This is a genomic window from Sphingomonas faeni, assembly GCF_040407505.1.
GTDB lineage: Bacteria > Pseudomonadota > Alphaproteobacteria > Sphingomonadales > Sphingomonadaceae > Sphingomonas > Sphingomonas faeni_E.
Window position 1 is genome coordinate 154,689 of sequence record NZ_JAPZPQ010000007.1, and the last position, 22,139, is coordinate 176,827.

Genomic DNA, 22,139 nt, shown 5'->3' on the forward strand with positions numbered 1-22,139 from the left:
CATTCGCCGCCTGGCGCACCGCTCATTGCGCGGTCGCGCGCGCATACGGCGATGGCAAAACCCTCCGTCGCGGCCTAGACGATAGCGGGTACGACCGCCGCCGCGTCGTCGAGAAGGATGCTGCACCAAGCCTATGATATCGACCGACCAGGCACTGGCAGACCTTGGCTGGACTGCGCATTTCGCGGACCAGCTTGCCGAAGACGAGCAGCAATATTGCCACCCTGTCCGCGTGATGGCGGTGCACCGCGGCAAGATCGCGGTGTCCGGCGCCAAATCGGACGGTTTCGTCTCGCCCTATATCGCAGGCGCGCAGCCCGAGGACGATCACCCGACGGTCGGCGACTGGCTGCTGATCGACGATCGCACGCAGGAGGCGACGCGGGTCCTTCGGCGCATGAACCTGTTCAAGCGACGCTCGCCGGCCGATCCGCGGAAGGATCAGATGATCGCGGCCAATGTCGACACCGTCTTCATCGTCGCATCGTGCAACCAGGATTTCAGCATCGCCCGGCTCGAGCGCTATCTCGTGCTGGCGCGCGAGGTGGGGGTGCCCCCGGTCGTCGTCCTCACCAAGGCTGACTTGACCGACACGCCCGAGGAGTTTGCCGCCGCCGCGCGCGCGATCGAGCCGGGATTGCTTGTCGAAACGGTGGACGGGCGCGACCGGGCCGACGTCAAGCGGTTGGCGGCGTGGTGTCGGCCCGGCAAGACCGTCGCGTTCCTCGGCTCGTCCGGCGTCGGCAAATCCACGCTCGTCAACGCTTTGCGGGGATCGGACAGCATCGGAACGCAGGCGGTGCGGGTCAAGGACGGTACCGGCCGTCACACGACGACGGTGCGCGAGATGCACCGGCTCGACCAGGGCGGCTGGCTGCTCGACCTGCCCGGTATGCGCGAACTGCAATTGTCGGAGGCCGCGACCGGGCTGGCCGAGGTGTTCGACGATATCGCGCTGCTCGCGCAGGAGTGTCGGTTCGCCGATTGTTCGCACGGGGTGGAGCCGGGGTGCGCGATTCAGGCGGCGATCGCTGCGGGGACGCTGGCGCCGGACCGTTTCGAACGCTGGCGCAAGCTCAACGCCGAGGAAAATGGTGCGGCGTCACGGCTGACGAAGCGTCGGACCCGGTAACGCGCGCACCGCGCCTCGACGTTTCCAAGCGATCGGGCGCGGCAGAGCATCAGGGCGCAGCGTCTCGACTGTATTGCCGAAGCGGCCGCGACAGCAGTTCAAGATCTGCTAGAGTATAGATCGCTGCGGTGAACTATGTCGGACAAGCAAACGCCCGGACCGTTGCCGATCCGGGCGCCTGCGTGACGATCGCTCGTCAGCCCCCATTTTTTTGCTCTCGCATCTCGTCTTGCGACGGAGCGGAAAAGCAGTCCCCGAACCACGGCCGTTGCCTGTGTCTCAGCGAGTTTGTTGCTAGTTATGTCCGTGGATTTTGTCACGGTCTTTGCGCGGGGCGGCTCACGATTGAACTGGGCCTGTGGCGATTACGCAACAGACCAATCTAGACACTTCCGGATCGGGACTGGCCCGGCCCTGCACGAGGGGGTGCCGCACGCCGAGCACATCGCCACGCACCGGCCTCAGAACCAGCCCGACAGTTGCCTCGCAACGGGCCGCGTCCTAGAGCCGCTGCACTCTATCCCTAACGATCGAACCTGGCCGCCCATGATCCTGTCCCGCTACGAACGGATGATAGCCCGCCGCTATCTGTTGCCGGGCAAGGGCGAGGCGTTCATCTTCCTCGTCGCCTCGATCAGCCTGGTCGCGGTCATGCTCGGCGTCGCCGCGCTGGTGATCGTGATGAGCGTGATGAACGGCTTCCGCGCCGAGCTGTTCGACAAGATCGTCGGGCTCAACGGCCATGCGGTGGTGCAGGGCGTCGGCAACCGGCTCCCCGACTGGCGCGAGATCGTCGCGCAGGCGCAGAAGACGCCCGGCGTTACCAGCGCGCTGCCGCTGATCGAGCAGCCGCTCGCCGCCACCTATAACGGTCGCGCCGAGGCGGTGCTGGTCCGCGGGATGCGCGTCGACGACATCCGCCGCAATTCGACGATCAGCAACAAGGTCGTGATGGGCTCGCTCCAGTCGATTACGCAGGGCAGCGGCCGGATCGCGATCGGCTCGCGGCTCGCCGAATCGCTCGGTGCGCAGGTCGGTTCGGAGATTTCGCTGTTCAGCCCGCAAGGCCAGACCACGCCGTTCGGCACCGTCCCGCGGATCGTCAGCTATACGGTCGGCGCGATCTTCGAGATCGGCGTCTATGATTACGACAAGGCGTACATCATCATGCCGATCGAGGATGCGCAGACGCTCCTCCTGATGGGCGACGCCGCCGGCATGGTCGAGCTGAAGACGGTGGACGCGGACCGCGTCGGCGAGATCCTGAAGCCCCTCGCGGACAAGATCGGCGGCAACGCGGTGATCGCCGACTGGCGGACGATGAACGCGCAGCTGTTCGAGGCACTCGCGGTCGAACGCGTCGCTATGTTCACCGTGCTGTCGATCATCATCCTGGTCGCGGTGTTCAACATCCTGTCGTCGCTGATCATGCTGGTCCGCGCCAAGACCCGCGACATCGCGATCCTGCGGACGATGGGCGCGACGCGCGGCTCGATGATGCGGATCTTCATCGTCGTCGGCACCACCATCGGTGCGCTCGGCACGGTCGCGGGCCTCGTGCTCGGCTTCATCTTCCTGTTCTACCGACAGGGCGTCGTGAACTTCGTCCAGCTCCTAACCGGCCAGAATTTGTGGGATCCGTCGATCCGCTACCTCACCGAACTCCCGTCGAAGACCGACCCTGTCGAGATCGTCGTGATCGCGCTGATGGCGCTCGTTTTCAGCTTCCTCGCAACGCTCTATCCGGCCTGGAAAGCGGCGAGTACCGACCCCGTGCAGGTGCTGCGTTATGAATGAAGGCCTTCGTATCGACCGCAAGATCGAGAAGTTCGACGATTACGTCCTCCAGACCAGCGGGCTGACCAAGAGCTTCACGCAGGGTGGCGCGACGATCGACGTGCTGCGCGGCGTCGACCTCGCGATCGCGCCGGGCGAGATCGTCGCGCTGCTCGGGCCGTCGGGGTCGGGCAAGTCGACGCTGTTGCAAGCGGTCGGCCTGCTAGAGGGTGGCTTCCAGGGATCGATCAGGATCGCGGGCACCGAGGCGGCCAAGCTCAACGCGCATGAGCGGACCGTGGTGCGCCGTGACAGCCTCGGCTTCGTCTACCAGTTCCACCACCTGCTGCCGGACTTCAACGCGACCGAGAACGTCGTCCTCCCGCAACTCGTCCACGGCTCGACGCGGGTCGAGGCGGACAGGCGGGCAGCGGAATTGCTGACCCAGCTCGGTCTCGGCCACCGCCTGACGCACCGCCCGAGCCAGCTCTCCGGCGGTGAGCAACAGCGCGTCGCCGTCGCTCGCGCGCTCGCCAACAAGCCCGCGCTGGTGCTGGCGGACGAGCCGACCGGCAACCTCGACGAGCACACCGCCGACATCGTCTTCGCCGAGTTCATCCGCCTGGTCCGCGAACAGGGCACGGCGGCGGTGGTCGCGACGCACAACGAGCGGCTCGCGGCCCGCATGGACCGCGTGCTGCGGCTGCATGAGGGACGGCTGGCGTGACCTGGGGCGAGACGCCGACGCTGACCGGGCGTCACGTCACGCTCCGGCCTTTGGTTGCCGAAGACAAGGACGCGCTGGTCGCGGCGGCGTCGGCGGGCGATCTGTGGAACCTGTTCTACGCCAACGTCTCGATGATGAAGACGCCGGATCGCTGGTTCGCGGCGGCATTCCAGCAGCAGGATCAGGGACGTGCACGGCTGTTCGCGGTAGAGGCCGGCGGGATCGTTGTCGGCACCACGCGATTGATGCGGCTGAACGAAGCGCATCGCCGGCTCGAGATCGGCGGCACCTTCTATGCGAAGGCGGTCCAGCGCACCGGCGTCAACACCGAGGCCAAGCTCATGCTGCTCACCCACGCGTTCGACGCCCTAGGCTGCGAATGCGTCCAGATCCGCACCGACGCGCTCAACAAGCGGTCGCAAGCCGCGATCGAACGACTCGGTGCGAAACGCGATGGCGTGTTGCGCGGGCACCAGGTGATGGCCGACGGCCGCTTGCGCGATACGGTGGTCTACAGCATCCTCAAGCACGAATGGCCCAGCGTGCGCCAGAACCTGACGTATCTGCTCGCCCGACACCCCGCCTGACTGGAGGACCGTCCATGACCGCGATCACCGACTTCACCGTTAAGAGCGCCGACGGCAGCGCCGCGTTGCTCGAACCCTATCGTGGCAAGGTGCTGCTGATCGTCAACACCGCGTCGAAATGCGGCTTCACCCCCCAATATGACGGCCTCGAAGCACTGCATCGCGATTATGAAGATCGGAATTTCGAAGTGCTCGCGTTTCCCTGCAACCAGTTCGGCGGGCAGGAGCCGGGTGATGCGGCTGAGATCGCGAATTTCTGCACACTGACGTACGACGTGACGTTCCCAGTGTTCGCGAAGATCGACGTCAACGGGGCAGGGGCGGACCCGTTGTTCGAGCGGCTGAAGTCGGACGCGCCTGGCGTGCTAGGCTCGAAGGCGATCAAGTGGAACTTCACCAAATTCCTGGTCGGTCGCGATGGGGAGGTGGTGGATCGCTACGCCCCAACGACCAAGCCCGAGGGCATCCGCAAGGATATCGAGAAGCTGCTCTAGAAGCAGCCACCTATACCTGGCCCCACCCCGGCGAAGGCCGGGGCCCAGTTGGCAAGGTCGCAGTAACAAAGCGCTGACCGTAGTTAGCAACGTCCCCCAACTGGGCCCCGGCCTTCGCCGGGGTGGGGTTAAGAAGATATGGTGGCTTATCCCAACAGAAGCTTGTTCCCCCGCGAAGGCGGGGGCCCAGACTGGACTCCCGCCTTCGCGGGAGAACAAGCAGTTCGCGGGGAAAATCAGGCGGTCACCGAAAACGCCGGCGCACCTTTCTTATGCGCCAGCGCGGAAGCAACCGATGTCACCCCCCCAAACAGGAAACTGATCCCCAACACATACCCCGGCAACGTCAACGCCGACCAAGGCAGGGTCGCCAACACGATCACCGCCAGCACGATGTTCACAACCCCCAGCGCAACCATCAGCCCCTTACCCCGCCGAAACCGCGCCCCAAGCCCGATCTCCAACGCGCCACGCACGCCAAGCCAAACCGCAATCAGCAACGTCAACGATATAGCCCCCGTCGCAGGCTCGAACGCCATGATCAGCCCGATCACCAGCGACACCAGCCCGAACCCGATCGCATAGCCGCGCCCCTCATGCCCCTTGCCGGCAAACCCCGACACGATCGACACGATCCCGGCCGCAATCAGGAACGCCCCGATCACCAGAGTCGCGGCATAGGTGGCGGAAAACGGCGACGCGAACGCCATCACCCCCAGCACCACCGACAACACGCCATAGGCCAGGATCCACCCCCAGCCAGCACCCGCACGAGGCGTTCCTGCTGCCGTGGTTTCGGTATCGGCAAAGTGCCCGCGTGGATCCGTCATAAGAAATGCTCCCAGAAGTCCCCGCCGCAACGGCTCGTCGTGTCCGCGGTTCCGATCCGACCCATCGCGGCTGGTCGAATCACGCCGCAGCGCCTACCTTCCACAGATGCATTCCGGTTACGTCCCTCTCCGCGTTTTCTCCTGCTACACCATGCTCGACGGCGCCATCGATCCGAAGGCGATCGCCAAGCAGGCACGCGCGCTGGGCTTTCCCGCCGCCGCGCTGACCGATCGCAACGGGCTCTACGCGGCGATGGCCTATTCGGACGCTGCCAAGAAGGACGGCGTCCAGCCGATCATCGGCGTCATGCTCGGCGTCGGCCGCCCCGACATGCCCGACGGCGTCGCGACGCAGTTCGACTGGCTCGCGCTCTATGCGCAGAATATGACCGGTTACGACAATCTCTGCGCGCTCGTCTCGATGGCGCATCTCGACCGCCCGATCGAGATGCCCGCGCACGTCGATTTTGCCGCGCTCGAACGCCACACCGACGGCCTGATCGCGCTGACCGCAGGCGGCGAGGGCGGTCTTGCCCGGCTGTTCGCGGAAGGCCAGCCCGCACGCGCGCGCGCCTATCTCGATCGCCTCCAAGGCCTGTTCGGCGACCGCCTCTACATTGAGCTCTCGCGCCGCAACGACGCGATCGAGACGGCGGCCGAAGCCGACCTCATCGACATCGCCTACGAGCGCAACCTGCCGCTGGTCGCGACCAACCCGTGCTGCTTCACCGAGAGCGCGTTCGGCGACGCGCACGACGCCATGCTCTGCATCGCGCACTCGACCTATGTCGAGACCGAGGACCGCATCCGCAGCTGCCCCGAAGCCTGGATGAAGCCGGCCAAGGTGATGCACGAGATGTTCGCCGACCTGCCCGAGGCGATCGCCAACACGCTCGTCGTCGCGCAGCGCTGCGCGGTAATGGCGCCGTACCGCAAACCGATCCTCCCCAGCCTCGCCGGTGATATCGAGGGCGAGGCGAAACTCCTCCGCGACGACGCCGAAGCGGGCCTCGAAGCACGCCTCGCCCGCATCACCGAACTTCACGGTGAGGGCGAGGACGGCTGGCGCGACGTGTACCGCAAGCGCCTCGCGTTCGAGGTCGACGTGATCGTCCAGATGGGCTTCCCCGGCTATTTCCTGATCGTCGCCGATTTCATCAAATGGGCGAAGGATCACGACATCCCGGTCGGCCCGGGCCGTGGTTCGGGCGCCGGCTCGGTCGTCGCCTGGTCGCTGACGATCACGGACTTGGATCCGATCAAACTGGGCCTGCTGTTCGAGCGGTTCCTGAATCCAGAACGCGTGTCGATGCCCGATTTCGACATCGATTTCTGCGAAACTAGGCGCGTTGAAGTGATTCGATACGTCCAGGAGAAATACGGCCGCGATCAGGTCGCGCAGATCATCACCTTCGGAAAGCTGAAGGCGCGCGCGGTGCTCAAGGATACCGGCCGCGTGCTGCAGATGAGCTACGGCCAGATCGATCGTCTCGCCAAACTGGTCCCGAACCACCCGACCGATCCCTGGACACTGGAACGCGCGCTCAACGGCGTCGGCGAGCTCGCGAAGGAATACGCCAACGACAACGGCGTGCGGAAACTGCTCGATCTGGCGATGAAGCTGGAAGGCCTGCCGCGCCACTCCTCCACCCACGCCGCCGGCGTGGTGATCGGCGACCGGCCCTTGGCCCAGTTGGTTCCGCTATATCGCGACCCACGCTCCGACATGCCCGTCACGCAGTTCGACATGAAATATGTCGAGGGCGCGGGCCTCGTGAAGTTCGATTTTCTCGGGCTCAAGACGCTGTCGGTGCTCCAGAAGGCGGTGCAGCTGCTCGCCAAGCGCGGTGTGACGGTCGATCTCGAGGCGCTCGAATGGGACGATGCGGGTGTCTACGCGCTCCTGCAAAAGGGCGACACGGTCGGCGTGTTCCAGCTCGAGTCGGAGGGCATGCGCCGCACGCTGTCCGCCGTCCGCCCGTCCAATTTCGGCGACATCATCGCACTCGTGTCGCTCTATCGTCCGGGCCCGATGGACAACATCCCGTCGTTCGGCCGCCGCAAGAACGGCACCGAGGCGATCGACTATCCGCACCCGCTGCTCGAACCTATCCTGTCGGAGACCTACGGGATCTTCGTCTACCAGGAACAGGTCATGCAGGCAGCCCAGGTGCTGGCCGGCTTCTCGCTCGGCGGCGCTGATCTGCTGCGTCGCGCGATGGGCAAGAAGGTGAAGGCCGAGATGGACGCGCAGCGCGCGGGCTTCGTCGAGGGGTGTCTCACGGTCAACGGCATCAAGAAGGCCGAGGCGAACGCGCTGTTCGACTTGATCGACAAGTTCGCCGGCTACGGCTTCAACAAGAGCCACGCCGCCGCCTATGCGCTGCTCGCGTACCAGACCGCGTGGCTGAAGGCGCACCACCCGCACGAATTCTTCGCCGCGTCGATGTGCTACGACCTGCACCAGACCGACAAGCTCGCGATCTTCACCGATGACATGCGCCGTCTCGGCATTACCGCGCTGCCGCCCTGCATCAACGCGAGCCAGGCCGAGTTCGACGTCGAGGTTCTGCCCGACGTCGAGGAGAACAATCTCGCCGTCCGCTACGCACTCGGCGCCCTGAAAAGCGTAGGCGAAGGCGCGATGGAGAAGCTCATCGTCGAGCGCGTCCAGAACGGCCCGTTCGCCGGTCTCGACGATCTCGCCAAGCGAGTCGACCCGCGCCTGCTCAACAAGCGCCAGCTCGAAACGCTCGCCGCAGCGGGCGCGTTTGACGGCCTCGACCAGAACCGCGCCGGCATCCACGCCACCGCCGAGACTATCCTGGCGATCGCCGCGCGCACGCACGAACAAAAGACCAGCGGGCAGGGTGGCCTGTTCGGCGACGCGGAACCCGCCGGCGACGCGATCAAGCTGCCGCCCTCGGTCCGCTGGACGCTAAGCCAGCGCATGGACCAGGAGAAGGAGGCGTTCGGCTTCTATTTCTCCGCGCACCCGGTCGACCGCCACCGTCACATCGCGGTCAGCCACGGCGCCCGCGCGTACACGGCACTGTCCGAGCTCAACATCCCCGACGACGGCAGCCGCGCCGGCGCGACGATGGCGGTGCTGGTCGAGGACGCGCGCTATCGCACGTCCGCGCGCGGCAAGCGCTTCATGATGGCGCAATGCTCCGACGCCAGCGGCCAGTTCATGGCGACCTGCTTCGACGACCAAGTCTCGCGCGATCTCGAAGAAGCGGCCAAGGCCGGCGGCTGCGGCCTCATCACCGTCGAGCTCGACCGCAAGCCCGGCGAGGACACGCCGCGCGTCAGCATCAAGCGCATCCAGCCGTTCGAAGGACTCGCCAACCTCGCGCGCTTCCAGGTGGTCGTGACGATCTCCGAGATGACCGCGTTCGCCGGCCTCGCCTCGCTGCTCGCCGAGCATCGCGGTGCCCGCGGCGAGGTTCGCGTGCGTGCGCAACTCCCGGACGGCGAGGTCTGCATCCTGCTCGGCCGCGACTTCCTGCTCGACGGAGAGCTTGTCGAGCACATCGAGTCGTTGCACGGTGTCGCCAAGGTGGAGATGAAGACCTCGGAAACGAGGCTCGCTCTGGTCGGATAACAGCTTGGGAGAGCGCAAAATGCTGGGTGGAATGCAGGATTTCGAGCTTCGTGTTCCCCGCCTGATAGACCACGCGGCGCGGGAGCATGGCGCGAGGGAACTCGTCAGCTACTGGGCCGACGGCCGCGAGACGCGCACGAACTGGGCCGGCATCGCGCGCGACGCCCGCAAACTGGCTCAAGCGCTCGAAAAGCTCGGCGTAGCGCCCGGTGACCGGGTTGCGACGCTGGCGATGAACCACGCACACCACCTCGTCGCCTGGTACGGCACGATCGGCATGGGCGGCGTGATCCACACGATCAACCCCCGGCTGTTCGACGAACAGCTCGTCTACATCGCCAACCACGCCGAAGACCGCGTGATGCTCTACGACAAGGCGTTCCAACCGATCGTCGATCGCCTCCGCGGCCAATGGCCCAGCGTCCGCCACTACATCTGCTTCGACGATCTCGGCCCGGACGGTTTCCAGGCGCTGCTCGACGCGGAAGATGCCGATTATGACTGGGTCGAAGGCCCCGAGCGCGAGCCGTGCATGCTCTGCTACACCAGCGGCACCACCGGCAATCCGAAGGGCGTGCTCTACACGCACCGCTCGACGCTGATCCACGCGATGGCCGAGGTCGCTCCGTGGGTGTTCGATCTCTCGCCGAACGCCGTGGTGCTCCCGGTCGTGCCAATGTTCCACGCCGCGGCGTGGGGCCTGCCGTTCGCCTGCGCGCTCTCGGGGGCGAAGGTCGTCTATTCCGCGGTCAACGATCCCGCCGTGCTGTGCCGCTTGATGAACGACGAGAAGGTGACGCACTCCGCCGGCGTGCCGACCGTCTGGCTGGCGATGTTCGGCCACATGGACGCGTCGGGCGATGCCCCGCGCCACCTCAAACAGGTAACGATCGGCGGGTCGGCAGCGCCCCGCTCGATGATCGAGCGGATCATGGGCATGGGCGCGACGGTGAAACACCTATGGGGCATGACCGAGACCTCGCCGATCGGCACCGCCGGCTTCGCGCCCCCGCACTGGGACGACATGAGTCATGACGAAAAGCTGGACCTCGTCGGCAAGCAGGGCAGCGTCCCCTTCGGCATAGAACTCCGCATCATCGACGACGAGGGCACGGTGCTAGCCCGCGACGGCAAGGTCGCCGGCCGTTTGCAGGTGAGGGGCCCCTGGGTGGTCCAACGCTATTTCGGCGCCGACGAGGACGCGGTTGACGGTGAATCCTGGTTCGACACCGGCGACGTCGCGATGCTGCATTCGGATGGCACGATGCAGATCACCGATCGTTCGAAAGACGTCATCAAATCCGGCGGCGAATGGATCAGCTCGGTCGACCTGGAGAACGCGGCGGTCGGCTGTCCGGGCGTGGCGGAGGCGGCGGCGATCGGCGTCCACCACCCCAAGTGGGACGAGCGCCCGTTGCTGCTGGTCGTCCGCAAACCCGGCAGCGACGTCGGACAAGCCGAGATTCGCGACCATCTGGCCAAGCACGTTGCGAAATGGTGGCTCCCCGACGCGATCGTCTTCGTCGAGGACCTGCCGCACACCGCGACGGGCAAGCTGCTGAAGACCGCCCTACGCGAACGCTTCAGGGACTTCGTGTTGGCGACGACTTAGCCTGCCTCGTCATGCCGGATTCGTTCCGGCATCCACGGGCTACGAACTTGCGAACATAGGAGACGCTGCGCGGTCAGTTCGCCGTTCCTTGTTCTCCCGCGAAGGCGGGAGCCCAGTCTGGGGCCCCGCCTTCGCGGGGAAACAAGCTCTCTGTCCCCCGCACAAATGCTCCCCAACCGCCCAATTCATTTCGCACTTGCACAATTCCGACGATGCAGCGAGCTTGTCACAATGACCGAGGCCACCCCGACCATCCGTACCGGCGCGAACGAGGCGAACGCCGTCACGTTGCCCGCACGGCCGGAAGCGCTCCGCCTCGATCCCGCGGAAACCGCGGTCGTCGTGATCGACATGCAGAACGCCTACGCCTCCCCCGGCGGCTACGTCGACACGGCCGGTTTCGACATCGCAGGCTCGGCCGGAACCATCGCCCAGATCGCCAAGGTCCTGGACACCGCCCGCGCGGCTAAAATGCCGGTCGTGTTTCTCCAGAACGGCTGGGACCCCGACTATGTCGAGGCCGGCGGCCCCGGCTCGCCCAACTGGCACAAGTCCAACGCGCTCAAGACCATGCGCGCCCGCCCCGAACTCCACGGCCAGTTCCTCGCGCGCGGGGGCTGGGACTACGAGATCGTCGACGCGCTCGCTCCCCAACCCAGCGACATCCGCGTCCACAAAACCCGCTACAGCGCATTCTTCAATTCGCAGCTCGACAGCATCCTGCGCAGTCGCGGTATTCGCAACATCGTCTTCGTCGGCATCGCCACCAACGTCTGCGTCGAGAGCACGCTGCGCGACGGCTTCCACCTCGAATATTTCGGCGTGATGCTGGAGGACGCGACGCACCATCTCGGCCCGCCCGAGATGCAGGCGGCGACCGTTTACAACGTCGAGAAGTTCTTCGGCTGGGTCAGCACCGTCGGCGATTTCTGCGGTTCGTTTGGGCAGTTGCCGAAGTGACCCTTCCTTGTTCCATCGCGAACGCGGGGGTCCAGGAATCACGAACGCGACCGCCCGCAACCCTGGACCCCCGCCTCCGCGGGGGAACGGCGATGACTTGAAAGGAAAGCAGATGCCGTTCGAAGCCATCAACCCACCCCAGTTCCCGACCCCCATCGCCCCCTATTCGGCCGCCGCGAAGGCCGGCAACACGGTCTACGTCTCGGGCGTGCTGGCGCTCGGCAAAGGCGGCATCGTTCTCCACATCGGCGACGCCGCAGCCCAAACCCGCGCCATCCTCGACACCATCAAGACCACGCTCGAAGCCGCCGGCGCGACGCTGGCCGACGTAGCCTTCAACCACATCTTCCTGAAAGACCTTGCCGACTACGCCACCTTCAACACGGTCTATGCCGAGTATTTCCCCGGCCCCAAGCCCGCGCGCTACTGCATCAAGACAGACCTCGTGAAGCCCGACTGCCTCGTCGAGATCGCCAGCATCGCTCATCTCGCCTGATGGGGATCGCAGGCGGCATCCACTGGGCGGAACACGGCCAGCCCGACGGCCCCGCGATTCTCTTGTCGAGCGGCCTCGGCGGCTCGGGCAGCTATTGGCAGCCCAATCTCTCAGCGCTCGGCGCCGGTCACCGCGTCATCACCTACGACCACCGCGGCACCGGGCGCTCCGACGCCCACGTCCCCGGCGACCTGACCGTCGAGGCAATGGCCGCCGACGTCGTCGCGCTCATGGATGCGATCGGGCTCGAGAGCTGCACCTTCATCGGCCACGCGCTCGGCGGCCATATCGGCCTCGCGCTCGCGCTGTCCGCACCCGAACGGCTCGAACGTCTCGTCGTCATCAACGGCTGGGCCAAGCTCGACCCGCATACCGCGCGCTGCTTCGATACCCGGCTCGCGCTGCTGAAAGACAGCGGCCCGCGCGCGTATCTCCACGCGCAACCGCTGTTCCTCTACCCGCCGCAATGGATTTCGGACCATCACGACCGGATCCAGGACGAGGAGGAGGCGATGCTCGCGCATTTCCCCGGCGCGGAAATGATTCAGCGACGCGTCGCGGCAGTGCGCCGGTTCAACATCGCCGGCCGGCTCGACGAGATCCGCGTCCCGACGTTGCTGGTAGCCTCGGACGACGACATGCTCGTCCCCCCGTCCGCCTCCGAAAAGCTTGCCGCGGGCATCCTCGGCGCGCAGCTTGCCCGGATGGCGGCAGGCGCGCACGCGTGCAACGTTACCCGCGCGGAGCATTTCAACATGTGGCTGCTCGACTGGCTCGACGGCGAATAGGAGCGGCATATGCAGGTCGGCGTCTTCGTGCCCATCAACAACAATGGCTGGCTGATCAGCGAGAACGCGCCGCAGTACAAACCAAGCTTCGACCTCAACAAGGCGATCGCGCAGGCCGCCGAGAAGCACGGGCTCGATTTCCTGCTGTCGATGATCAAGCTGCGCGGGTTCGGTGGCAAGACCGAGTTCTGGGACTACGGGCTGGAGAGCTTTACGCTGATGGCGGGCCTCGCCGCCGTCACCGAAAAGATTAAGATCTACGCGACCTGCGCCACGCTGCTCGTGCCCCCCGCCTATGCCGCGCGGATGTGCAACACGATCGATTCGATCAGCCACGGGCGGTTCGGCCTCAACCTCATCACCGGCTGGCAGCCCCCCGAATACACGCAGATGGGAATGTGGCCCGGCGACGAGCATTTCCGCAATCGCTACAAGATGCTCGACGAATACGCGCACATCCTCCGCGAACTGTGGGAAGAGGGGACGTCCGACTTCAAGGGCGACTATTACCAGATGACCGACTGCCGCGTCTGGCCCAAGCCGACCGGCGACATGAAGATCATCTGCGCCGGTTCCTCCGACGACGGCTTGGCGTTCTCGGCGAAATGGGCCGACTACGCGTTCTGTCTGGGCAAGGGCGTCAACACCCCGACCGCCTTCGCGTTCAACAACGAGCGGCTGGCCGTCGCGACCGCGAAAACCGGCCGCGACGTGCAGATCTTCGTCCTGATCATGATCATCGCCGCCGAAACCGACGACGAGGCGATGGGGAAATGGAAACATTACAACGCGGGCGTAGACGTGGATGCGATCGCTTGGCTGATCGATCAGGGTGCCAAGGACACGCACAACACGGACACCAACGTCCGCCAGCTCGCCGCCCCTAAAGGCGCGGTCAACATCAACATGGGCACATTGGTCGGCTCGTACGAAAGCGTCGCGCGGATGCTCGACGAGATGGCCGCCGTGCCCAACACCGGCGGGGTCCTGCTGACGTTCGATGATTTCCTGGAGGGGGTGGAAGCATTTGGGACGCGTATCCAGCCGCTGATGAAGAGTCGCGTGGGTGTCGTCGCAGGTTGAAGTGGCCGCTTGCTGGCCTAACCCGCCCCAACCTTCTTTTGCCTCGCCCTCTCCCGTCGGGAGAGGGAAGTGCCCCGCGGCATCTTCGCCGTGGAAAGGGTGAGGGCAAGAGGAGGGCGCGCGTGACGAAGCGATCACCGCGCAACCACCACCCCGGCGAAGGCCGGGGCCCAATTGGGGAACGAAGATAATGGAGGGCAGCGCTCCGTTACGACCACCTTTCCACTTGGACCCCGGCCTCCGCCGGGGAGGTTACGAAGCCCTGCCTCCATCTGAGGAGGATGCCACCTCTCAAGGAACCTACCAAAGCTTGTTCCCCCGCGAAGGCGGGGGCCCAGACTGGACTCCCGCCTTCGCGGGAGAACAACCTGCTCACGGAGCAGTGGAGGTCAAACCGCCCGAGGAGTCCGCTTCGCCTTCCTGATCCGCGGCTCCGCAATCATGTCCGCCGCCTTCTTGATCTCCTGCCGAAGCTCATCCCGCTTCTCGTGGATCGAAGCGATCACCGGCCCCATCGCCACCCCAAGATCGACCAGCACCGCCTCTGCCAGTTGCAACGAACTCTCCAGCGTTTCCGGCACCGCATCCGTAACACCAGCCCGGTACAGCTCCGCCGCATGCGCCGTATCCCGAGCCCGCGCCACGATCGGCAAGTCCGGCGCCAGCGCCCGCACCCGCCGCGCCAGCCGCACCGTCAGCACCGGATCGTCCATCGTCAGGATCAGCGCCTTGGCGGTATGCAGCTTCAGCCGATCCACCAGCTCCGGGCGCGCCACGTCCCCGAAAAGCACCGGATGCCCCTGGGCCCGCGCGGCCTCGACGGAATCGATATCCGCCTCCACGGCAACGTACTTCTGTCCGTGGACCGCCAGCATGTCCGCCACCATCCGGCCCACGCGGCCAAAGCCGATCACGACGGTTCCCGGCCCATCGTCGTCGATCTCGATATCCCCGGCATCGGCACCCGACCGGCTTTCGAGTTGACGCGAAACGGTGCGGCCGAGCTTTGCCAGCAGCGGCGTGATCGTCAGACCGATCGCAGTGACGGTCTGCCAGAACGACGCGGTGGAGGGCAGGATCAACTGCGCCTGAGCGGCGGTCGCGAGCACGATCAGCGTCGTCTCGGAGGGGCTGCCCATCAGCAACCCCGTCTCCGCCGCAACGCCACGCCGCGAATTGGCGACGCGCAGGAACAGGAACGTTACGATCGCCTTGGTCGCCACCACGCCCGTCACGGCCAGCAGCAACGACGGCCAGTTCTGCGCGATCAGCCGGAGGTCGAGACTCATGCCGACCGTGATCAGGAACACGCCGAGCGCGAGGCCCTTGAACGGCGCGGTGATGACCTCGACCTCGCTGTGATATTCGGTCTCGGCGATCAGCAACCCGGCCAGCAGTGCGCCGACGATCGGCGACAGCCCGGCGGCCGTTGTCGCGACGCTCGCGACGATCACCACCAGCAGCGACGCGGCAAGGAAGAGTTCGGGGCTCTTGGTCCGTGCAGCCTGCCCGAACAGCCGGGGCAGGACGACCCGCCCGCCGATATACATCGCGACTACGGTAAGCCCGCCGCGGAGCGCGACACCGGCGATGTTCGACCAGCCGTCCGCGCTCGCTGTCGGCGCTAGTGCACCAAGCACGAAGATAATCGGGACGAGCGCCAGATCTTCGAACAACAGCATAGCGAACGCACCACGCCCGACCGCACCCGTCGTGCCGACGAGCGGCAGGACCAAAGCGGTGGACGACAACGCGAGCGCAAACCCCAGCCCGATCGCGCCCGCCCATTCCTGGCCGATGAAGTGCAACGCCACGCCAATGATGAGCGCCGAGCCGATCAGTTCGGCGGCGCCGGTGCCGAACACAAGCTGCTTCATCGACCACAGTCGCTTGAACGAGAGCTCGAGGCCGATCGAGAACAGCAGCAGGATGATGCCGAACTCGGCGAACGGCTCGATCGATTCCGGGTTCGAGATCGTCAGGTAATAGAGCCAAGGCGCGGAGCCGGTGAGCGAACCCAATCCGGCGGGGCCGACCAGCAGGCCGACCAGGATGAAACCGATGACCGGGCTGACCCGGAACCGCGCGAACGCGGGAATGACGAGCCCGGCCGCGCCGAGAATGACGAGCGCGTCGCTGAAACCTTGATTGTCGAGCCGTAATGCCATGCGTGCGACCTTAGGGGACGCATGACGGATTTGTCACCCGTGGTGACATGTGCAGCGGAATACGGCTTTGCGTCCGGTTAACCGCCCTACGTCATCCTGAATTTCGACAGGATGACGGGCGAGAGGAAACCCCGCCCCCGTTTCCGGGAGCGGGGTGCCAGATCAGGCCCAGTTGGCCATTTCCGTCTCGAGGTTCGAGCGGACCTGCTCGAAGAACTGCTCGGTCGTCATCCAGGGCTGGTCTGGGCCGATCAGGATCGCGAGATCCTTGGTCATGTGGCCGTTCTCCACCGTCTGAACGCAGACGCGCTCGAGCGTCTCGGCGAACTTCGTGACGTCGGGCGTGTCGTCGAACTTGCCGCGATACTTGAGGCCGCCGGTCCATGCGAAGATCGACGCGATCGGGTTGGTCGAGGTTGCCTTGCCCTGCTCATGCATGCGGAAGTGGCGCGTGACGGTGCCGTGCGCCGCCTCGGCCTCGACGGTCTTGCCGTCCGGAGTCAGCAGGATCGAGGTCATCAGGCCGAGCGAACCGAAGCCCTGTGCGACCTGATCCGACTGGACGTCGCCGTCATAGTTCTTGCAGGCCCAGACGAACTCGCCGTTCCACTTCAGCGCGCTGGCGACCATGTCGTCGATCAGGCGATGCTCGTAGACGATGCCCGCTTCCTTGAACTTGTCCTTGAACTCGGCCTCGAACACCTCGGCGAACAGATCCTTGAAGCGGCCGTCATAGGCCTTGAGGATCGTGTTCTTGGTCGACAGGTACACCGGCCACTTCAGGTTGAGGCCGTAATGCATCGAGGCGCGCGCGAAATCGCGGATCGAATCGTCGAGGTTGTACATCGCCATCGCGACGCCCGCCGACGGGAACTGGAACACCTCGCGGTCGATGACCGTGCCGTCGTCGCCTTCGAACACGAGACGCAGCTTGCCGGGGCCGGGGACCAGATAGTCGGTCGCGCGGTACTGGTCGCCGAACGCGTGACGTCCGACGACGATCGGGTGCGTCCAGCCCGGGATCAGGCGGGGCACGTTCTTGATCACGATCGGCTCGCGGAAGATGGTGCCGCCGAGGATGTTGCGGATCGTGCCGTTCGGCGACTTCCACATCTTCTTCAGGCCGAACTCGGTGACGCGCTGCTCGTCGGGCGTGATCGTGGCGCACTTCACCGCGACGCCGTGCTTCTGCGTGGCGAGCGCGCTGTCGATCGTGACCTGATCGTCGGTCGCGTCGCGATGCTCGACGCCGAGATCGTAGTAATCGAGTTCGATGTCCAGATAGGGCTTGATCAGGCGCTCGCGGATCCATTCCCAGATGATCCGGGTCATCTCGTCGCCATCGATCTCCACGATCGGATTCTTTACCTTGATCTTCGCCATATCCGGGTCCTTCGGGGGAGGGGTTTGGGGAGCGTCTAGGGGAGCATGCCGCCACGATCAACCATTGGACAACCACTGGTCCTACAAGGAAAAGCCGGTTCATCGTTGTATCGCGCGTCCTGCACGGATAGACCCGCAGGTTATGGCATCGCTCGACAAGCCGCCCGTCACGACCTCCACGGTCAAATGGCGATTTCCCGCAGTCCATCCGGAGGGCCACAAATACGTCGCGATCGCGGCCGGCATCACGCTGTTGCTGACGATCGTCAGCCACGTGCTGTTCTGGCCGATGGTCGGCGTCGTGATCTGGGTCGCGACGTTCTTCCGCGATCCGATCCGCACCACCCCACAGGGCGAAGGCCTGATCGTCGCCCCCGCAGACGGGCTGATCACGATGATCCAGCGCGTGCCGATCCCGCGCGAGCTCGCCGGCGAGAACGGCCTCGGCGATGCGCCGCTGGTGCGCGTGTCGATCTTCATGTCGGTGTTCGACGTGCACATCAATCGCACGCCGATCGCCGGCACGATCCGACAGGTCGTCTACATCTCGGGCAAGTTCCTCAACGCCGATCTCGACAAGGCCAGCGACGAGAACGAGCGCCAGCATTTCGTCGTTGAAGATCGCCATGGCATGCGGATCGGCTTCACGCAGATCGCCGGCCTGGTCGCGCGCCGTATCCTCGGCTTCGTGAAGGCCGGCGACATGGTCGCGGTCGGCCAGCGCATCGGTCTGATCCGGTTCGGTAGCCGAGTCGACGTGTACCTGCCCGATCACGTCGTGCCGCAGGTCTGCCTCGGTCAGCGCAGCATCGCAGGCGAGACCGTTCTCGGCCGCGTCGGTGGCGTTCCAGTCGGCGGTATCGCCCAGTGATGGATCGCGACGGGATAGACGATGGTTCGATCGAGGAGCGGGGCCGGGGGCGGTTCGGTCGCCCGCGTCGTGCACCGCGTGGCCTCCCGCTGCGCGCCGTCGCCCCCAACGCGGTTACCGCGCTAGCCCTGTGTTCAGGCCTGAGTGGCGTGCGGTTCGCGATCGGTGGACAATGGGAAAGCGCCGTCGCGATGATCATGGTCGCGGGCGTGCTCGACGGCCTGGACGGTCGGATCGCCCGGATGCTGCACGGCGAAAGTCGGTTCGGCGCGGAACTCGATTCGCTCTCCGACGCGATCTCGTTCGGCGTCGCGCCTGCATTGATCGTCTATCTCTGGTCGCTGACGGCGTTGCCGCGTGTCGGCTGGATCTGCTCGCTGATCCTCGCCGTGTTCTGCGCGCTGCGTCTCGCACGCTTCAACGCCAAGATCGACGAGAGCCACCAGCCGCACAAGTCCGCGGGTTTCCTAACCGGCGTTCCGGCTCCAGCCGGCGCGGGACTCGCGTTGATGCCGATGTTCTTCTGGTTCTGGACCGACGAACCCAGGTTCGCGTCGCCGTATTTCGTGGCGCCTTGGGTCGCGTTTGTAGCACTGCTGATGGTGTCGAGTATCGCGACCTATTCGTGGAGTTCGGTCAAACTCCGCAGCAACATCCGGTTCGAGGCCATTGCGCTCGTCGTATTGCTCGGCGCCGCAATCGTGAGCGCGCCGTGGCATACGCTCAGCATCATCTGCGTGCTGTACCTGCTCTCGATGCCGTTCAGCATCGCGAGTTACGCCAAGATCAGGCGGCAGCGTTCAAGCGGCGGGCGGGCAACGGAGCCGACGTCGAAGCCCAGCGCCTGACTGCAATCCGGCGCTCCGCAACGGCCAGCGTGCGGAGCGGCTGGAACGCGGGTTCGACGTTGCCCATCGCGAGACGGACGATACGGTCCCACTGCGGCGCGATCGACGAGACGATCATCATGCCCGCGATCGCGAATGCACCAGCAAAAACCATGAAGCTCAGAACCAACATCACGTCCGCCTTCCTATGAGTTGCGAACAAATTCCTAATATCCGCAAACACTTGGTCAGAAACATCGTTCCACTCGTCGCATTTCGAATCCCGTCATGCCGGGGTGATTCCGCGCCGAGTCGAACATCTGTTCCCCTCTGAGCCCTTTATGTTCTCATTGCGTTCCATGAGTCAAGCGGGCCTTGTGCGATTGCTTTTCGAATAGAGCCACGCTAAGGGCCGCGCCTCTAACCCCGCATGGGAGGCATCATAGCCCGGTGCGTCACGGTCATTCGGCCACGACGTCATCCGCTTCCCAGAGGCACAACCGGAAGGATATATCCCTATGGCGGCTCCAGTCGTCTCCATGCAGCAGCTCATCGAAACGGGCGCGCATTTCGGCCACCAGACTCATCGGTGGAACCCCAAGATGAAGCCTTACATCTTCGGTGATCGTAACGGCGTCCACATCCTCGACCTTTCGCAGACCGTGCCGCTGTTCGCGCGCGCGCTCGAATTCGTCTCTTCGGCGGTTGCCGGTGGTGGCAAGGTCCTGTTCGTCGGCACCAAGCGCCAGGCGCAGGAGCCCGTCGCTGACGCAGCGCGTCGTTCGGGCCAGCACTTCGTCAACCATCGCTGGTTGGGCGGCATGCTCACCAACTGGAAGACCATCTCGGGTTCGATCAAGCGTCTCAAGACGCTCGAGGAAATGCTGTCGGGCGACACCGTCGGCCTGACCAAGAAGGAAGTCCTTCAGCTGACCCGCGAGAAGGACAAGCTCGAGCTTTCGCTCGGCGGCATCCGTGACATGGGCGGCATTCCCGACGTGATGTTCGTGATCGACGCGAACAAGGAAGAGCTGGCGATCAAGGAAGCCAACACGCTGGGTATTCCCGTCGTCGCGATCCTCGATTCGAACGTGTCGCCGGACGGCATCGCCTTCCCGGTCCCCGCGAACGACGACGCAGCCCGCGCCATCCGCCTGTACTGCGAGGCGATCGCGATCGCCGCGACGCGCGGCGGCCAGGAGCAGCAGCGGCGCACCGGTGCCGACATCGGCGCGATGGTCGAGCCGCCGAAGGAAGAGGCACTGAGCGCAGACCCCGTCGTCGAGGCTTCGGCCGACACGACCGAGACTGCGGCGAACGCCGATAACGCTGCCGAGCTGGCAGCCGAGGGTGAGCGCCAGATCGACGCATAAGCGTCGTCGCCGAACCGTCATGCGGGCGGGGTAGGGCGAAAGCTCTGCCTCGCCCGCAACCATATTCAGACCTAAAAAGGATTAGAGACATGGCCGATATCACGGCAGCAATGGTCAAGGATCTGCGCGAGAAGAGCGGCGCGGGCATGATGGATTGCAAGAAGGCGCTGAGCGAGAACGCCGGCGACATGGAGCAGGCAATGGATTGGCTGCGTACCAAGGGACTCGCAGCCGCCGCCAAGAAGTCCAGCCGCACCGCGGCCGAGGGCCTCGTCGGCGTCGCCGTGTCGGGCACCAAGGGCGCAGCGGTCGAAGTCAATTCGGAGACCGATTTCGTCGCGAAGAACGACCAGTTCCAGTCGTTCGTCCGTGACGTCACGCAGATCGCGCTCGCAACGGGTGGCGACATCGAGGCACTCAAGTCGCAGGCGATGCCATCGGGCAAGACCGTCGAGGAAGTCCTGACGAACAACGTCGCGACGATCGGCGAGAACCAGTCGCTGCGCCGCTCGCGCACGCTGGAAGTCAGCAAGGGTGCGGTCGTTCCGTACATCCACAATGCAGCGGCCCCTGGCCTCGGCAAGATCGGCGTGCTCGTCGCGCTCGAGTCGGAGGCTTCGGACGAGGTTCTCCAGGCACTCGGCAAGCAGCTCGCGATGCACATCGCAGCCGCGTTCCCCAAGGCGCTCAACGAAGCCGACCTCGACGAGTCCGAGATCGAGCGCGAGCGCGCGATCGCGACCGAGAAGGCCGCCGAGTCTGGCAAGCCTGCCGACATCATCGCCAAGATGGTCGAGGGCGGCATCGCCAAGTACCGCAAGGAGCATGCTCTGGTCAGCCAGCTGTTCGTGATGGACGGCAAGACCAAGATCTCCGACGTCGTCGCCAAGGCCGGCAAGGATGCGGGCGCCGAGATCAAGCTGGTGGATTATGTCCGCTTCCAGCTCGGCGAGGGCATCGAGAAGGAGCAGTCCGACTTCGCAGCCGAGGTTGCTGCTGCTTCGGGCGTTCCGCAGGCGTAAGCTGACTTCCTCCCTCGCCCCTCCGGGGAGAGGGAAGGGGCCCGTCGCGCTTGCGGTGGGAAGGGTGACGGGAGTGGTGAGGTCTCGAACCTCACGCCCCCTCATCCGGCCCTGCCGGGCCACCTTCTCCCCGAGGGGAGAAGGATCGCGGAGCAGCCTTGGTGCTTCTCCGTCATCCCCGCGTAGGCGGGGATCCATAAACTCCGGCGCCGGTGATCCATCGAGACGCCAGCCAATATGGGTTCCCGCCTCCGCGGGAATGACGAACGTTCTCCGTTGCGCGCTTCTGCGAACGACGATTTTCCGTCCGATCTCCATCGAGTTTCGATGCACGCGCCGCACAGCGCTTCACATCCCGGGCCTCGCCGCCTAAGGTCCGCGCCGCCCCGCCAATCACAATTCG

At 65.2% G+C, this 22,139-nt stretch carries 19 protein-coding genes; 15 read left to right on the forward strand and 4 right to left on the reverse strand.

Going from position 1 to position 22,139, the window contains the following annotated elements:
* Positions 1-133: 133 nt before the first annotated feature.
* The 5 genes from rsgA to O6X71_RS18185 all read left to right on the forward strand — a co-directional run bounded on the left by rsgA (position 134) and on the right by O6X71_RS18185 (position 4,716).
* The gene (gene rsgA, locus O6X71_RS18165) at positions 134-1,132 is read left to right on the forward strand and encodes a ribosome small subunit-dependent GTPase A (protein ID WP_353467121.1); all 999 of its coding nucleotides are present in this window, start codon (positions 134-136) and stop codon (positions 1,130-1,132) included.
* Between the two features lie 546 nt (positions 1,133-1,678).
* Positions 1,679-2,929, forward strand: coding sequence for a lipoprotein-releasing ABC transporter permease subunit (locus tag O6X71_RS18170; protein WP_056489550.1), 1,251 nt, complete (start codon positions 1,679-1,681; stop codon positions 2,927-2,929).
* Positions 2,922-3,635, forward strand: a complete 714-nt coding sequence (locus tag O6X71_RS18175; RefSeq protein WP_353467122.1) for an ABC transporter ATP-binding protein — start codon at positions 2,922-2,924, stop codon at positions 3,633-3,635. The genes O6X71_RS18170 and O6X71_RS18175 overlap by 8 nt, the downstream gene beginning before the upstream one ends.
* Positions 3,632-4,222, forward strand: a complete 591-nt coding sequence (locus O6X71_RS18180) for a GNAT family N-acetyltransferase (protein WP_353467124.1) — start codon at positions 3,632-3,634, stop codon at positions 4,220-4,222. Before O6X71_RS18175 ends, O6X71_RS18180 begins: the two co-directional genes overlap by 4 nt.
* 14 nt (positions 4,223-4,236) lie before the next feature.
* Positions 4,237-4,716: a glutathione peroxidase gene (locus O6X71_RS18185; RefSeq protein WP_353467125.1), complete on the forward strand. Its 480-nt coding sequence runs from the start codon at positions 4,237-4,239 to the stop codon at positions 4,714-4,716.
* Between the two features lie 236 nt (positions 4,717-4,952).
* On the opposite strand, the gene O6X71_RS18190 is transcribed toward O6X71_RS18185, so the two are convergent.
* Positions 4,953-5,546: an HdeD family acid-resistance protein gene (locus tag O6X71_RS18190; RefSeq protein ID WP_353467126.1), complete on the reverse strand. Its 594-nt coding sequence runs from the start codon at positions 5,544-5,546 to the stop codon at positions 4,953-4,955.
* A 151-nt stretch (positions 5,547-5,697) separates the two neighbouring features.
* Here O6X71_RS18190 and dnaE point away from each other — a divergent pair, with 151 nt between their 5' ends.
* The 6 genes from dnaE (at position 5,698) to rutA (ending at position 14,092) form a co-directional block, all read left to right on the forward strand.
* Positions 5,698-9,153 (forward strand): DNA polymerase III subunit alpha, encoded by a 3,456-nt coding sequence (gene dnaE / locus O6X71_RS18195; protein ID WP_435368510.1) that lies wholly within the window; start codon positions 5,698-5,700, stop codon positions 9,151-9,153.
* A gap of 19 nt (positions 9,154-9,172) precedes the next feature.
* Positions 9,173-10,765, forward strand: a complete 1,593-nt coding sequence (locus O6X71_RS18200) for a long-chain fatty acid--CoA ligase (RefSeq protein ID WP_353467128.1) — start codon at positions 9,173-9,175, stop codon at positions 10,763-10,765.
* A 231-nt stretch (positions 10,766-10,996) separates the two neighbouring features.
* The gene (gene rutB, locus O6X71_RS18205; protein ID WP_353467129.1) at positions 10,997-11,725 is read left to right on the forward strand and encodes a pyrimidine utilization protein B; all 729 of its coding nucleotides are present in this window, start codon (positions 10,997-10,999) and stop codon (positions 11,723-11,725) included.
* A gap of 112 nt (positions 11,726-11,837) precedes the next feature.
* The gene (rutC, locus tag O6X71_RS18210; protein ID WP_353467131.1) at positions 11,838-12,221 is read left to right on the forward strand and encodes a pyrimidine utilization protein C; all 384 of its coding nucleotides are present in this window, start codon (positions 11,838-11,840) and stop codon (positions 12,219-12,221) included.
* On the forward strand, positions 12,221-13,009 hold the full coding sequence (gene rutD, locus O6X71_RS18215) for a pyrimidine utilization protein D (RefSeq protein ID WP_353467132.1): 789 nt from the start codon (positions 12,221-12,223) through the stop codon (positions 13,007-13,009). The genes rutC and rutD overlap by 1 nt, the downstream gene beginning before the upstream one ends.
* Before the next feature lie 9 nt (positions 13,010-13,018).
* Positions 13,019-14,092 (forward strand): pyrimidine utilization protein A, encoded by a 1,074-nt coding sequence (gene rutA, locus O6X71_RS18220; protein ID WP_353467134.1) that lies wholly within the window; start codon positions 13,019-13,021, stop codon positions 14,090-14,092.
* A 389-nt stretch (positions 14,093-14,481) separates the two neighbouring features.
* Here the strand turns inward: rutA and O6X71_RS18225 are convergent, their stop codons facing one another.
* Complete coding sequence (locus O6X71_RS18225) at positions 14,482-16,260, reverse strand: cation:proton antiporter domain-containing protein (RefSeq protein ID WP_121905414.1); 1,779 nt, start codon at positions 16,258-16,260, stop codon at positions 14,482-14,484.
* Between the two features lie 162 nt (positions 16,261-16,422).
* Positions 16,423-17,643, reverse strand: a complete 1,221-nt coding sequence (locus O6X71_RS18230) for an NADP-dependent isocitrate dehydrogenase (protein ID WP_121886639.1) — start codon at positions 17,641-17,643, stop codon at positions 16,423-16,425.
* A 142-nt stretch (positions 17,644-17,785) separates the two neighbouring features.
* Here O6X71_RS18230 and O6X71_RS18235 point away from each other — a divergent pair, with 142 nt between their 5' ends.
* Positions 17,786-18,514, forward strand: coding sequence for a phosphatidylserine decarboxylase (locus O6X71_RS18235; protein WP_353467135.1), 729 nt, complete (start codon positions 17,786-17,788; stop codon positions 18,512-18,514).
* On the forward strand, positions 18,514-19,362 hold the full coding sequence (locus O6X71_RS18240; RefSeq protein ID WP_353467136.1) for a CDP-alcohol phosphatidyltransferase family protein: 849 nt from the start codon (positions 18,514-18,516) through the stop codon (positions 19,360-19,362). The genes O6X71_RS18235 and O6X71_RS18240 overlap by 1 nt, the downstream gene beginning before the upstream one ends.
* On the opposite strand, the gene O6X71_RS18245 is transcribed toward O6X71_RS18240, so the two are convergent.
* Complete coding sequence (locus O6X71_RS18245; protein ID WP_353467137.1) at positions 19,301-19,534, reverse strand: hypothetical protein; 234 nt, start codon at positions 19,532-19,534, stop codon at positions 19,301-19,303. The genes O6X71_RS18240 and O6X71_RS18245 overlap by 62 nt on opposite strands.
* Before the next feature lie 325 nt (positions 19,535-19,859).
* On the opposite strand from O6X71_RS18245, the gene rpsB reads away from it, so the two are divergent.
* Both rpsB and tsf read left to right on the forward strand, forming a co-directional pair.
* The gene (gene rpsB / locus O6X71_RS18250; protein WP_353467138.1) at positions 19,860-20,714 is read left to right on the forward strand and encodes a 30S ribosomal protein S2; all 855 of its coding nucleotides are present in this window, start codon (positions 19,860-19,862) and stop codon (positions 20,712-20,714) included.
* Between the two features lie 89 nt (positions 20,715-20,803).
* Positions 20,804-21,736, forward strand: a complete 933-nt coding sequence (gene tsf / locus O6X71_RS18255; protein ID WP_056055945.1) for a translation elongation factor Ts — start codon at positions 20,804-20,806, stop codon at positions 21,734-21,736.
* The last annotated feature ends 403 nt before the right edge of the window (positions 21,737-22,139 follow it).

Coding starts and splice junctions, on each gene's coding strand:
- rpsB (WP_353467138.1), top strand. CDS start 19,860: ATGGCGGCTCCAGTCGTCTCCATGCAGCAGCTCATCGAAACGGGCGCG.
- O6X71_RS18245 (WP_353467137.1), bottom strand. CDS start 19,534: ATGTTGGTTCTGAGCTTCATGGTTTTTGCTGGTGCATTCGCGATCGCG.
- O6X71_RS18235 (WP_353467135.1), top strand. CDS start 17,786: ATGGCATCGCTCGACAAGCCGCCCGTCACGACCTCCACGGTCAAATGG.
- O6X71_RS18230 (WP_121886639.1), bottom strand. CDS start 17,643: ATGGCGAAGATCAAGGTAAAGAATCCGATCGTGGAGATCGATGGCGAC.
- O6X71_RS18170 (WP_056489550.1), top strand. CDS start 1,679: ATGATCCTGTCCCGCTACGAACGGATGATAGCCCGCCGCTATCTGTTG.
- rutB (WP_353467129.1), top strand. CDS start 10,997: ATGACCGAGGCCACCCCGACCATCCGTACCGGCGCGAACGAGGCGAAC.
- O6X71_RS18225 (WP_121905414.1), bottom strand. CDS start 16,260: ATGGCATTACGGCTCGACAATCAAGGTTTCAGCGACGCGCTCGTCATT.
- tsf (WP_056055945.1), top strand. CDS start 20,804: ATGGCCGATATCACGGCAGCAATGGTCAAGGATCTGCGCGAGAAGAGC.
- O6X71_RS18200 (WP_353467128.1), top strand. CDS start 9,173: ATGCTGGGTGGAATGCAGGATTTCGAGCTTCGTGTTCCCCGCCTGATA.
- rsgA (WP_353467121.1), top strand. CDS start 134: ATGATATCGACCGACCAGGCACTGGCAGACCTTGGCTGGACTGCGCAT.
- O6X71_RS18240 (WP_353467136.1), top strand. CDS start 18,514: ATGGATCGCGACGGGATAGACGATGGTTCGATCGAGGAGCGGGGCCGG.
- O6X71_RS18190 (WP_353467126.1), bottom strand. CDS start 5,546: ATGACGGATCCACGCGGGCACTTTGCCGATACCGAAACCACGGCAGCA.
- O6X71_RS18185 (WP_353467125.1), top strand. CDS start 4,237: ATGACCGCGATCACCGACTTCACCGTTAAGAGCGCCGACGGCAGCGCC.
- O6X71_RS18175 (WP_353467122.1), top strand. CDS start 2,922: ATGAATGAAGGCCTTCGTATCGACCGCAAGATCGAGAAGTTCGACGAT.
- rutC (WP_353467131.1), top strand. CDS start 11,838: ATGCCGTTCGAAGCCATCAACCCACCCCAGTTCCCGACCCCCATCGCC.
- rutD (WP_353467132.1), top strand. CDS start 12,221: ATGGGGATCGCAGGCGGCATCCACTGGGCGGAACACGGCCAGCCCGAC.
- rutA (WP_353467134.1), top strand. CDS start 13,019: ATGCAGGTCGGCGTCTTCGTGCCCATCAACAACAATGGCTGGCTGATC.
- dnaE (WP_435368510.1), top strand. CDS start 5,698: ATGCTCGACGGCGCCATCGATCCGAAGGCGATCGCCAAGCAGGCACGC.